Here is a 12,713-nt window from a genome sequence, read left to right as displayed (position 1 = left end):
TCGATCAGGCAGCCGTGAGTCGGACGATCTCGCGGGGGCGCGACTCGCGCTCGTCGTAGGCCAGGTCCACACCTGCCGCCTTCACGGCGGCGAACGATGTGGCGAACGCTTCCTCGGATTCCCACTCGACGATCGAGATCACCGCGTCCTCGGACGTCCAGCAGTCGGCTGAGAGGCAGCCGGGTGTCCGCCGGAATACCTCGGCGACTTCGTGGACGCGTGCGATGAACTCCTCGCGGTAGGCGGCGTGCGGGTAGTGGCTGGCAACCATGCCTGTCTTCATGACGCTCTCTCTTCTCTTCTCTTCGCGCTTTTCGATGGGGTGTCTTGTCGCGATGCTGTCCGCCCACCGGCCGAGGCGTAGGTGACGAAGCGCAAAGGAACCCCCCGCTGAAGCTTCTGTGTTGGCCAGCTTCTATGTCGGCCAGCATAGAATATTATGAGTAGCACAGAGGAGGTGGCGTGACAACGCGACGAGAGCAGACCAGTCACGAGAGCAGCGAGCGGATTCTCTTGGCGGCGGCGGAGTTGTTCGCCGAGAAGGGCTACCGGCAGACGACGTTCGCCGACGTGGCCGAGCGATCCGGAATCAGCAGGGGATCGATCCCCTGGCACTTCGGCAGCAAGGAGGGCCTGCTGCTGGCCGTGCTCGAACGCTCGATGCATCTCATCCGCGCCGGCCTCGTCGAGGAGCCGGAGAAGACGGAGGAGGTGGAGGCGGGGTTCGACCGCCTGATGGAGGGCGCCACCACCCTGTTCGCCCTGCCCACCACCAAGCTCTTCGTCACGCTCCTGGTGGAGGCCCTGGAGCCGGGCTCGCCGATCCACGGCCGCTACGTCGAGATCCACAACACCCTGCGCGACCACTGCGGGCGATGGCTGGAGCGGCTGCCGCTGGCGCCCGGCCTGTCCGCCGAGGCGCTGGCCGTCACGATCATCGGCGCCGTGATCGGCATCCACCAGCAGTGGCTGATGGCGCCCGACCGGGTCGACCACAAGAAGGCGATGGCCGCGCTGCGCACCCTGGTGGCCGGAGCGGTGCTGCCGGCCAGGGAGTGAGCGGGTTGTTGGAGGGGGCCGGTGGCCCGCTTCCGCGGGAGAGGGGGCATCTGCCTGACGCCGGAAAGGCCCAGAACGCTGCTGCCGTAGTGATGACGCTGCTGCCGTAGTGATGTGGGCTGATACGCCCTTATAGTGACGTGCCATCAGCCACGACCGGCAGCACGCAGGGGGCATGCGGTGGGGACCGTGTTTGTCGACCGAGTCGAGCACATCGGGGCGCTGGACACGTTCCTGCGAGGCGTGGTCCAGGGAAACGGCGGAGTGTTCGTCGTCCAGGGTGAGCAGGGCATCGGCAAGTCCGCCCTGCTCAGGGAGGCCGTCCGGCGGATCGAGGGGCGCGCGGACGTGGCGCGTTGCCGGATCGTCCAGGTGAGGTGCCTTGAGCAGATCGGAGCGGACAACGCCTACGGCCCCGTCATCGATGTCCTGACGTCGCTCCGGCCGCCGCGCCGGTCGCTGTTACGCCGCTTCGGCCGGTCCACCGTCCAGGCCGTCCCGGAGCTTGTGTCCCTGGTGCCCGCCCTGGGACCCGTGCTCAAGGCCGCAGCCCAGATCACGCAGACCACCCTGGACACCGCGTCCGCGCAGAGCGGCAGTCTGCTGCCCTATCGCCAGAGCGTGGCCCGTACCATCGCGACGGCTCTGGCCGACGCGGCGGCGCGCGGCGGCCCGACGGCGGTCGTCATCGACGACGCCCAGTGGCTGGATCCCAGCAGCCTGCTGGTCCTGGAGCAGTGGGTGGAGTCGCTGGAGCGCGGAGGGCAGGCGCTGGGGCTGATCCTCGGACACCGAAGCGATCCGGGGTCGGAGAACGAGAAGGTCTCCGACACCCTCGCTCGGTGGGAAATCCAAGGGTGGCTCGTCAGGCGCCGGCTCGGGGGCTTGCCCGAGGCCGCGGTCGCCGACCTGGTCAGGCTGCATCTCGCCGGGCCGGTCGCGGCTTCCCTCCCGGCCCGCTTGAGTGAACTGACGAACGGTCACCCCGTCTTCGTGACGCAGTGCCTGCGGCTGGTCGGCGCGGACGGCGCGCTACAGGGCCCGCTGCCCGAGTCGGTCGGGCCGCTGATCCGCGGTCGGCTGGCCGGGCTCGACCGCACGACGAGGGAACTGCTGGTGATCGGTGCGACCCAGGGCGAAACCTTCGAGACCGCGGTGGTGGCACGGGTGGCCGAGCAGCCGGCGGGCAAGGTCGTCCGACGCCTGCACGAACTGAGCCGACGGCACGGGCTGATTCAACCGGTGCCGGCACCCGACTGGGCCAAGGACGACCTGTCCGACCACTACCGCTTCGAGAACGCCCTGCTGCACCTCGCCGTGCGCGGCGAGCAGAGCCTCGCCCAGGCCCGGGAGCGACACGGCCGGATCGCCGCCGCACTGAGCGGGAACGAGACGGCGGAAGACTCCCTCCCCCTGCCCGTGCGACTGAACATCGCGCACCATTACGCCCTGGCGCGGCAGTGGGACGACGCCCAGCGGACGCAGTTCGCCCTGGCGCGGGCGCTGGCCGTCCACGGACTCTCGTTCCCCGAGGCCGAAGTCCTGTGCCGGCACGCGGTGGAAAGCGCCCGCCAACTGCCCCCATCGGCCGCCGACCGCGATGGCCGGCTGGCGCGGGCGATCGAGCTGCTCCTCTCCCTCACCGAGGTCCGCTGGCAGAACCGCCCGGCTACGGCCGACGGCCAGGACCTCGAAGCGCTCGCCCGCGAGGCCGAGGAGGCCGGCCGACGCAGCGGCGACCTTCCCCTGATCGCCCGGACCACGCTGCTGCACGGCAAAACGCTGCTCCGCACCCAAGGGGTGCGCCCCGCCCTCGACAAGCTGGAGGAAGCCGTCGGACTGGCCCGGGACTGCGACGACCCGGCCGCCCTGTTCGTGGCCATGGCCGAGTACGGAAGCCAACTGCCCAAGCGCGACCTCCCCGCCGGCTTGCGCGTGCTGCGCGACGCGGAGGAGGTGTACGAGCGAGCGAGCCTGCACAACAGCGGTGATCCGGTGGTGGACCACGTCCGCAACCTCGCCGAGATGCAGCTCGGCGTCAGCCTCTTCGACTCGGGGTACCTGGACCAGGCCAGGGACCGGTTGACCCGCTGCGTGCGGCGGCTGAGAACCGAGCCCGTGCACGCCGAACTGCCCATCGTGCTCAACTACTTGGGGCAGCTTTACCGGGCCATGGGGGCCCGGGAAGAGGCGTGCGACGCCCTGACGGAAGCCCTGGCGTTCGAGGAGGCGCGCGGCGAAGCCAGTGGCTGGCACGCCAACAACGCGGCCTTGCTCGCCCTGCTGCTCAGCGACGACCCCGGCGAGCACGTCCGGTGCAGGACCATGGTCGAGGCCGCCTGGCGGGAGACCGAACAGACCTGGCTGCTGGATCTGGCTCCCCTCGTCAGAAACCTCTACGCCGAAGTCCTGCTGAACCTGGCCGGCGAGGACCGCGCGGAGCTGATGACGGCCGACCGACTGGCCGAGGAGACCGTCCTGGAGACCCCTCGCACGGGGATGGTACGCAGCGGAGTGGCGGCGCTGATCCTGCGCAGCCGGATCCACCTCGGGCTGGCGGATCCCGCCGCCGCGGCCCGGTTCGCCCGTGAGGCGGTGGCGATCCTGGGCCGGGTCGGTGACATGCCGGCGCTGCGCACCGAGGAAGTGCTGCATCACGCGGCGCTCGCCGTCCGGGCGGCCGGGAACCCCCAGGAGGCGGACGCCCTCGCCCGGCGGGCCCGCACCGAGGTCCTTCGCAAGGCGGAGCTGATCGGTGGTGCGGTGGACCGCGACCGGTTCCTCCGGCAGGTCCGGCTCAACCGGTCGATTCTCGGGTGGTGGGGGCCGGAGGGGCCGCTGGACGGGCCGCTGGACGGGCCGTTGGAAGGGCGGGACGGACTGGAGGGGCTGGGAGGGCTTGTGCCGCTGGACGGCCCGGAACGGTGACGGCAACCGGGGATCGCGGGGCGCGCGGACGTCCCGCCCTGGCCGCGGCCGCCCCTACCCGCCCCCGTTGACGATCGCCCGCTCCACCGCCCCGTCCTCGACGGACCACTTCGTGAGGATCTTCCGGTACTCGCCGCTCCTGATGAGGCGGTCGAGGGCTTCCCGTACCGCGTCGCGCAGTGCCGTGTCGGTCTTGGCGACCGCTATGCCGTACGGAACGGGGTCGTGCTGTTCGCCGGTGAGTTGGAGGGCGTCGCCGTCCGCCTGAGTGGCGGCGGCGTGGGCGGCGACCGGGAAGTCGTCGAGGCAGGCCGCGGAGTGGGCCTTGACGACGTCCTCGTAGACCTCGGCCGGTGAGTCGAACTCCCGGATCTCCACCTTCTCGGGGAGTTTCCGGCTCAGCTCGTCCAGGTAATTCTGGGCGACCGTGCCGCGCTGGACGGCGACGGTCCTGCCGGACAGGTCCCGGGGCCGCTTGATGCCCTCCGGGTTTCCCTTGCGGACGACGAGCGTGAGCCCGGCCCTGAAGTAGTCGATCAGGTCGACGCCGCCACCGGTCTTCGTGCCGCCCGCGCGCCCCTCCTGACGGTCCTTGGTGTCGATCAGCGCCGACATGACCAGGTCGAAGCGGTTCGCGTCCAGGCCGGCGAGCAGGGCGTCGAAGGTGGCGTTCCGGAACTCGAAGCGCACGCCGAGCTCGCGGCCGAGGGCGTTCGCGAGGTCGACGTCGACACCGGCGGGCGCGCCGTCCCTGAGGAACTCCATCGGCGCGTAGCTGATGTCCGAGCCGACGGTGACGACGCCCTTGTCGCGTATCTCCTTCGGCAACCGGCCCGACGGTGTCCCGGCGGCCGGAGGGTTCCCCCTGGGCTTGGAGCCGCCGGAGGGGCTCCCGTCGGGTTTGTCGCCGGTGCCCGTGCCCCCGCTGCCGCCGTCTCCACCGTCCGGCCGCAGTGCCCAGGCCAGCGCCCCGCCGCCGGCCACGACCCCGATGCCGGACAGTGCGGCGAGCACACCGCGCCGGCTCGGGCCCGGGGACGCGGGCAGCGGCGGCGTCGCGTCGTGCGGCGGCCGGGGCGCGCCGTCCGCCGTCGTACGGGTCGGCAGCCGGTCCAAGGGGAGGTCGACGGGCCCCTCGGCAGGGGGGTGCGGCGCGGACCCGTCCGGGGATCTGGGGTCGCCGAGCCGGTCGGACAGACGGCGTAGCTCTACGGCGACGGGCTCCGGCAGCCAGTCGCCGTACGGACCCGGTGCACCCATCCGCGCGATGAGGGCGGGCAGAGCGGGCCGCCGCTCCGGGTCCTTCGCCAGACAGGCGGCCGCCAACTCCCGTAGAGCTTCCGGGAGTTCGTCGAGTCGAGGCTCCTCGTGCACCGTGCGGTACATCAGGACCTGCGGGTCGGCGCTCCCGTACGGGCCGCCGCCGGTCGCCGCGAACACGATCACCCCGCCGAGCGCGAACACGTCCGCCGCGCCCGTGACCTCGGGGCCCGTCATGACGAGCTGCTCGGGCGCCATGAACCCCGGGGTGCCCAGGGCGGTACCGGTTGTCGTCAGGGCGGTGTCCGCGGCGGAGTGCGCGATTCCGAAGTCGATGACGCGCGGGCCCTCGGCGGTGAGCAGGATGTTCGACGGCTTGAGGTCGCGGTGCACCAGGCCGTGCGCGTGCACCGCGGTCAGGGCGTGCAGCAGGCCCGCGGTCAGCAGCCGGACCGCCTGCTCGGGCAGTGGCCCGCCGTCGTGCACGGCGTCGGTCAGCGAGACGCCCGGCACGTAGTCGGTCGCCATCCAGGGCAGGTCGTCGTGCGGCGCGGCGTCGACCACCGGCGCCACGAACGGCCCGCCCACCCGCTGGGCGGCGGCCACCTCACGGGCGAATCGCTTCCGGAAGCTCCGGTCGTCGGCGAGTTCGGAGCGCGCGGTCTTCACCGCCACCGTCCGCCCGTCCGCCGCGCGGCCGAGATAGACCCGCCCCATGCCGCCGCCCCCGAGCAGCCCGATGATCCGGAACGGGCCGATCTGCTGCGGATCGTCCTTCGCCAGGGGTCGCACCAATCTCCCCACCCGTGCTGTCAGTTGTGTACGGCAGTATTCCGCACGCGAGCGGGTGAGCCTACGGAGGTCATGCGGTGGCGTCGCCGGGCGGAAAGGTCCTGCTCGGGGGCCGAGCCGGCGGAGCTGCCCGCGAGTGCGGACACCTTCGCGCGCGGCCATTCGCTCCCGGCCGTTCCCTCTCGGCCCTGCCTCGCCTCGGGTGAACGGACCGCCAGTGACCTCCTGGCCCGCAGACCGCAGACCGCACACCTCACCTCCGCCGATCCGGCGGACGTCGGCGCCCCGTCACCCCACCGGCCGCGAGTCGTGCACTCATTCGGTCTTGTGCGCCTGCGGCGCGGCCCAGGCCGGATGAGGCTGGGCACGGCGGGCCGGGATCCCGGTCCGGTACCCAGTCGCGTCCGCTTCCCGTCCAGGGGGAGCGCGCGCCGAGAGCAGGAGGAATGCCGATGAGCGACGACGTGACGCCGAACGGCCAGACGCCGCCCTATGACGGGTCGCCCTACGGCGACGCGGACTCCGAGGATCTGGAGACCGCGCGACAAGCCGTGCAGGAGATGGTCCGGGCCTACAAGGCGGGCAGCCACGAATCCGGGGGGAAGACCCATGCGCAGGCCGGCGACGTGCTGCGGGACCGTGAGGAGAAACCACCGGAAGACCAGCAGCCGTGGGACCTGCATGTGTGCATGGGTCTCAACGCCTGCCGCCACCAGGACGTCGATCACACGGCGCCGATGGCCGGAATGGGCAACTGCGCCACGGTGGAGCATGTCTGTCACGGCGAGGGCGCGTGTCGGGGCCGCGGCGGATGCGGCTACCACGGCAGCGATTTCCACCAGGCGCACCCCGGCGAACAGGCATGCCGCTGGAACGGTAGCTGCGCCAGTCCCATCAACATCAGCAGGGTCTTCGCGGCCGGCCCCTACAAGGGAAAGAGTGTGTGGAAGACGGCCCGCAAGCTGTTCGAGGGCCGGATGTACGAGGCGGGGATCGCGTTCGGTCCCTCACCGGGGGAGGGGTACCCGGACAACAAGGTGCCCGCGTACGACAGCGGGGGCAACCTCTGCGGTTTCAAGGGGGACGGGGCACCGTGACCTCTCCACCGAGGGCGGCGACAACCATGCCTGGCCCTGGCCGCGGTCCTGGCCCTGACCCTGATCCCCGCCGTGGGTGGTGGGAACGGGCCGGTTCCCGGCACCTGGGCCACGGCGTCGGCCTGCGCAACGCGCACCTGCCGTACGTCCGCACGCACTGGCCGGCGATGGACTTCTTCGAAGCGATCACCGAGAACTTCCTGGACTGCCGGGGCGGGCGCCGCCGCGCCCTGGACGAGATCGCCGACCGCTATCCGGTGCTGCTGCACGGCGTCTGCCTGTCCATCGGCAGCACCGATCCCCTGGATCTCGGCTATCTGGACCGGCTGAAGACGCTGGCCGACGACATCGGCGCCGTCTGGGTCTCGGACCACCTGTGCTGGACCGGCGTGGCCGGGGTGCGGACCCACGAACTGCTGCCGATGCCGTTCACCGAGGAAGCACTCGCCCACGTCGTACGGCGCGTCCGCACCGTGCAGGACGTGCTCGAACGCCCCCTCGTCCTGGAGAACCCGAGTACCTACACCGGTTTCACCGCGTCGGCCATGCCCGAGTGGGAGTTCCTCTCCCGCGTGGCCGAGGACGCCGACTGCGCCCTGCTGCTGGACGTCAACAACGTCCACGTCTCCTCCGTCAACCACGGCTTCGACCCCCGGACCTACCTCGACCAGATCCCGCACCACCGGGTGGCCTACATGCACTTGGCCGGGCACACCGACCACGGCACCCACATCGTCGACACCCACGACGGGCCGGTGGCTCCGCGCGTATGGGACCTGTACGCACACGCGGTGCGGCTGACCGGCGGGGTGTCCACCCTCATCGAGTGGGACGACCGGCTGCCCGCCTTCCCCGAGCTGGCGGCCGAGGCCGAGCTGGCCCGGACCAGGGCGGCGCGGGCGCTCGCTGAAGGCACGTTGACGCCGGCGGGAGAGCTCCGTGGCTGACACCGGCCGGCTGGCCGCGCTGCAGGACTGGTTCCAGTCCGCCCTGCTGCCCGCGCCATCCGACAGGTCCGTGGCGGGGCCGGCACCGGACGCCGACCTGCCGCTCGCCGCGCCGGCCCGCCTGACCGCGCGGCAGGCGCTCGATCTCTACCGCGACAGCTATCTGACGCGCCTGCTGGAGTGCATGCGTACGCTGCACCCGGCTCTGGTGCGGGTGCTCGGCCAGGAGACCTTCGACGCGTTCGCCGCCGCGTACCTGCAAGCATGTCCGCCGCGTTCGTACGCCCTGGCCACCCTCAACGCCGGTTTCGCCGACCATCTGGAGCGCCACCGGCCGGACGCCCACCACCCACCCGGCGCGCGCGAAAGCTGGATCGACCTCGTCGTGGACCTGGCCCGGCTGGAGCGGCTGTACGCCGAAGTCCTGGACGGCGACGGCCTGGAGGACCGCCCGCCCGACATCCCCGCGCTGCCCGGCACACCCCCTGCCGACCTGCTGGACACCGTTGAATTCCGCCCCGCGCCCTGTCTGCGGCTGCTGCGCACACGGGCCCTCGTACACCCCTACCTGGCCGCGACACTGGGCCGCGGCAGCGCTCCGCCGCGCCCGCAGTTCCGACCCACCTTCCTGGCCGTCAGCCGCCGCGACTACACCGTCGTCATCCGCGAGCTGGAGCCGCCCGCCCACGCCCTGCTGCGCGCGATCCGCCCCGGCCGCACGGTCCACGCCCTCGCGACGACCGGGACCGCACCACAGGTCTGGTCCGTACTGCGGGAGTGGACCACCGCCGGCCTGCTCACCGCGCACCACGCCGCCGCCCCTCACTGAACTCCGCGCACAGCGCCGTTTCCGTAGACGCGCACCGCACCGCGCCGTTTCCGTAAAGGAGATCCACCATGACCGTCACCGCCACCGCCTGGGAGGTTCCGGCCTACCAGGAGCCGGTCGCCTTCGAGCCCGTCAAAGAGATCAAGACCATCGAGCAGCTCGTGGCTCACCTGAAAGTCGCGGCCAAGGTGGAGATGTCCACCATCCCGCCGTACCTGTACGCCGCGTATTCCATCAAGACCCGGGGCTACTCCCAGTGGTCCCCGGGCATGGGCGCGCTGCGTACGCTCACCGGCATCGCGATCGAGGAGATGCTGCACCTGTGCCTGGTCCGCAACGTCCTGCTCGGCATCAACCATCCCGAGAGCATCAGATTCTGCGACCCGGCCTTCGTCCCGAAGTTCCCCAGCCCGTTGATCAGCCACTGTCCTGAGCTGCAACTGCACATCCAGCCGCTGTCCACCCGCGTGGTCCAAGACGTCTTTCTCCAGATCGAGAAGCCGGAGCAACAGGTGACCGCCACCGCGCTGTACGACGGAGGAACGATCGATGACGACGGCATCGTCTGGAGGGGCGACGAGGCCGTTCAGTACGCGACCATCGGCGAGCTGTACAAGAGGATCATCAAGGGGATCGAGTACCTCAACAGCTCCATCAAGTGGGACGCGGCCGCCCAGTGGAGGCCCTGCCAGTACAAGCGGGCCTTCTGGAACCAGAACGGCGGTGGCGGGCCGGTCGTCGTCACCTGCAAGGACGAGGCCATCGCGGCCCTCAAGCTGGTCATCGACCAAGGTGAGGGCGCCGACCCAAAGAAGGGCACGGTACCGCTCAACCCGGTCCGGCCCCGCGAGGGCCTGGAGGAGTACACCCACTACGTCCGCTTCCAGCGGATGGTCAAGCAGATCGAGGGCATCGGCATCGTCGACGGCACCCGCGAGAAGACCAGCGCCAACTGGGGCGAATGCAACATCGACTCCCCCCTGGCCATCCAGCAGAAGTTGGTCACCGACCCGCACATGCGCCAGTACAAGGGGACCCCGGTGTATCTGCTGATGGCGTTGTTCAACGCCTCCTTCACCTACATGCTGCGGCTACTCGACCAGCTCTACGCCACCCCGGCGAACGACATGGACCCCACCACCCGCCTCAGCCCCCGCTACCACCTGGAGCGCGTCTTCATCGCCCTGATGCAGGGCGTGCTGTACCCCATCGCGGAAGTGCTGGTGAACACGCCGGTCGACAACGGCAACGGTGAAATCACCTATGTCGGCCCCCCGTTCGAGTTCTACGAGTTCCGCCCCGGCTCGGACATGAAGGAACACCTGGCCCAGTTGTGCGACGACGCGCTGCCGAGCTTCCCGCAACTCGGTGGAGACGACGGCGTCCGCCGTCAGATCGACCTCCTCATCCCCGGCCTCAAGCCCTACGCGAGCTAGCGGGCCCGCACCGGCTGGACGCCGTACCGCGATCAGGCGTCCAGCCGCCCGGGCCCTGCGGAGATCACCGAGCCTTCTACCGCCGCCCGCCCCTCAGCGCCCCTCCTTCTTCAGCGCCCCTCCTTCTTCAGCGCCCCTCCGCCCCATGCAGTGCCCGGTGCCCGGCCGGCGCCCGGGGGGCGGTGACGGGGGGCAAGGCGGGGGTGGTGACCGGTTTGCCGGCCGGCTTGCGCAACAGGAGGAGGGCCGCGTCATCGTGCAGACGGCCACCCACGTGGGTGAGGAGTTCGCCGTGGAGTGACGTGAGGGTGCGGGCGGGATCGTCCCAGAGGTGGCGCGCCACGCGGTCGACGAGCGGGTAGAACTCGCCGTGGTGGTTGCGGGCCTCGGTGACTCCGTCGGTGTAGAGCAGCAACTGATCGCCGTCGCGGAAGGGGAGCACCTGGAGGCTCGGGGTCTCGCCGGTGAGGGCGCTCAGGCCGAGGGGCGGAGCGGGGTGAGTGGGTTCGACGGCCGTGACGTCGCGGGCGCGGACCAGCAGCGGAGGGGCGTGGCCGCAGTTGACCACCTCCATGCGGTCGTCCCCCGGGAACCCGGCGACCACGGCGGTGACGAAGTCGTCGTGCCCGAGGTTGCGGGCCAGGCTCCGCTCGATCCTGGCGACGACATCCAGAAGGTCCGGCTCGTCGTACGCGGCCTCGCGGAAGACGCCGAGCACCAGAGCGGCGGTGCCCACGGCGGGCAGCCCCTTGCCGCGCACATCGCCGACGATCAGCCGGATCCCGTACGGGGTGGGCAGCAGGGCGTAGAGGTCGCCGCCGATCCGGGCCTCCGCCGCGGCGGCGCTGTAGCGGACCGCGACCTGGAACCGGCCGACGGTGGCGGGTACGGGCTTGAGCAGGGCGTGCTGAGCGGCCTCGGCGACCGAGCGGACGGCGGCCAGTACCCGTTCGCGTCGCTCGCGCAGCGCGCCGGCCAGGCTGCTCGCCAGGGAGACGGCGACCAGTGCGGACAGGACGACGGCCTGATCGTGGCCCGGCGCGCCGGCCCGGATACCCAGGATGGTGCCCAGTGCCACGGCGAGAAGGCCGATACGGAGCACTCCCCACAGCCCGCAGGTCGCGGCGGCCAGCGCCGGCCCGACGGCGAGCAGCGGCACCCAGGTCATCCCGTCTCCGGTGGCCAGGGCGAGGAGCGCGACGGCGGCAACGATCAGTGCGGGCGCACCGGTGGCGAGAGGGGCGGCGGTGCGTGCGCGGTGCGCCGCCGCGGTCACGGAGGCGGTGGCGCGGTCCATCGGTCCGTCGGGACGGGCCGGTGGCCCCAAGCCGGCCGCGCGCCGTGCAAGCCTCCACGTCGGTCGGCGGTCCCGCCGGTGCTCTCGCGCCTCACTCATTGCCGTCCGCAACTCCCTGCCTGTCCTACAGATGCTTGAGCGTCCGTTTTGTCTAGGAAACAGGCGTGCGTACGGCGGCCACAAGAGCCGGAATTTCAGATAGTGAGCGAAAGGCCCCTGGTCACGCGGCTCGCCGCCGGGAGCAGGCGGGCGCGTACCTCGTCGACGCGGGAGAGCTGGCCGGCCCGGAGGGAGACACCGAGGGAGCCGAGGACGTTCCCGCTGTAGACGGGAACCGCGATGCAGACCGTCCCGAGCGCGTACTCCTCCATGTCCATCATGGCGGGAGCGTCCGGCGGCGTGTCGAGCCGTCGGAGCAGCTCCGCGCGCTGGGTGATGGTGCGGGGCGTGAGGTCGGCGAGGTCGTGGCGGGAGAGGTACTCCTCGCGCGCCTCAAGATCCAGTTCGCGCAGTACGCACTTGCCGAGCGCCGTGGCGTGCCCGGCGTCCTCGAATCCGACCCACAGGTCGACGCGGGGTGCCCGGGGGCCGTCGACGATGTCGGCGACCCGGATCTCGCCCTCCTCGTAGAAGGTCAGATACGCGGCGACGGACATCTCGTCCCGCAGGGCGGCGAGCGCGGGCCGGATCCGGCTGAGCAGTGCCTGTCCGCGGCTGGAGGTGTGCAGCGTGCGCAGCTTGTCGCCGATGATGAACCCGCCGTCGTCCAGTTTCCGCAGGTAGCCGTCGTGGGCCAGCGTCCGCAGCAGGTGGTAGGCGGTCGCCAGCGGCAGCCCGGCCTCGCGGGCGAGCTGCTTCGCCGGGGCGCCGCCCTCGTGCGCTCCCGCGGCTTCCAGCAGTCGGAAGGCCCGCTGGACGGACGTGATGAGCGTGGGGCCGCCCTGAGCACCACTCATGGGTCAAGCTTGCGCCCGAGACGGGGGAGGGGCAAGCCTCGGGGGCTGGGGGGGGGGGGGGGGGGGCGAGCACGCGACCCAGCCAAACGCCTCCGCTTTGGTTGGGGTGTTT

The 12,713-nt window shown here is 71.3% G+C and carries 10 protein-coding genes; 6 read left to right on the top strand and 4 right to left on the bottom strand.

Annotated elements, in window-relative coordinates:
• Positions 1-4 precede the first annotated feature (4 nt).
• On the bottom strand, positions 5-283 hold the full coding sequence (locus ACZ45Z_RS09075; RefSeq protein ID WP_468358462.1) for an antibiotic biosynthesis monooxygenase family protein: 279 nt from the start codon (positions 281-283) through the stop codon (positions 5-7).
• 179 nt (positions 284-462) lie between these two features.
• Here ACZ45Z_RS09075 and ACZ45Z_RS09070 point away from each other — a divergent pair, with 179 nt between their 5' ends.
• Both ACZ45Z_RS09070 and ACZ45Z_RS09065 read left to right on the top strand, forming a co-directional pair.
• Positions 463-1,059, top strand: coding sequence for a TetR/AcrR family transcriptional regulator (locus tag ACZ45Z_RS09070; protein ID WP_468358459.1), 597 nt, complete (start codon positions 463-465; stop codon positions 1,057-1,059).
• A 189-nt stretch (positions 1,060-1,248) separates the two neighbouring features.
• A complete protein-coding gene (locus ACZ45Z_RS09065; RefSeq protein ID WP_468358456.1) occupies positions 1,249-3,987 on the top strand; it encodes an ATP-binding protein in 2,739 nt (912 codons plus the stop codon).
• 54 nt (positions 3,988-4,041) lie between these two features.
• Here the strand turns inward: ACZ45Z_RS09065 and ACZ45Z_RS09060 are convergent, their stop codons facing one another.
• Positions 4,042-6,039, bottom strand: a complete 1,998-nt coding sequence (locus tag ACZ45Z_RS09060; protein WP_468358453.1) for a bifunctional serine/threonine-protein kinase/transporter substrate-binding domain-containing protein — start codon at positions 6,037-6,039, stop codon at positions 4,042-4,044.
• 452 nt (positions 6,040-6,491) lie between these two features.
• Here ACZ45Z_RS09060 and ACZ45Z_RS09055 point away from each other — a divergent pair, with 452 nt between their 5' ends.
• From ACZ45Z_RS09055 to ACZ45Z_RS09040, 4 genes are all read left to right on the top strand, one after another.
• Positions 6,492-7,136 (top strand): hypothetical protein, encoded by a 645-nt coding sequence (locus ACZ45Z_RS09055; RefSeq protein WP_468358450.1) that lies wholly within the window; start codon positions 6,492-6,494, stop codon positions 7,134-7,136.
• 26 nt (positions 7,137-7,162) lie between these two features.
• The gene (gene bufB, locus ACZ45Z_RS09050) at positions 7,163-8,083 is read left to right on the top strand and encodes an MNIO family bufferin maturase (protein WP_468358447.1); all 921 of its coding nucleotides are present in this window, start codon (positions 7,163-7,165) and stop codon (positions 8,081-8,083) included.
• A complete protein-coding gene (locus ACZ45Z_RS09045) occupies positions 8,076-8,912 on the top strand; it encodes an HvfC/BufC N-terminal domain-containing protein (protein ID WP_468358444.1) in 837 nt (278 codons plus the stop codon). The genes bufB and ACZ45Z_RS09045 overlap by 8 nt, the downstream gene beginning before the upstream one ends.
• 68 nt (positions 8,913-8,980) lie before the next feature.
• Positions 8,981-10,348, top strand: coding sequence for a ferritin-like domain-containing protein (locus ACZ45Z_RS09040; RefSeq protein WP_468358441.1), 1,368 nt, complete (start codon positions 8,981-8,983; stop codon positions 10,346-10,348).
• Between the two features lie 127 nt (positions 10,349-10,475).
• Here the strand turns inward: ACZ45Z_RS09040 and ACZ45Z_RS09035 are convergent, their stop codons facing one another.
• Positions 10,476-11,645: a PP2C family protein-serine/threonine phosphatase gene (locus ACZ45Z_RS09035; RefSeq protein ID WP_468358438.1), complete on the bottom strand. Its 1,170-nt coding sequence runs from the start codon at positions 11,643-11,645 to the stop codon at positions 10,476-10,478.
• Between the two features lie 194 nt (positions 11,646-11,839).
• Positions 11,840-12,601 carry an IclR family transcriptional regulator gene (locus tag ACZ45Z_RS09030; protein ID WP_468358435.1) on the bottom strand — a complete coding sequence of 254 codons (762 nt, stop codon included), beginning with the start codon at positions 12,599-12,601 and terminating at the stop codon, positions 11,840-11,842.
• Positions 12,602-12,713: the final 112 nt, after the last annotated feature.

Source organism: Streptomyces sp. NPDC031210 (assembly GCF_055570395.1).
The sequence above is the reverse complement of the archived record's forward strand: the minus strand, read 5'-3'. Positions and strand labels throughout refer to the sequence as shown.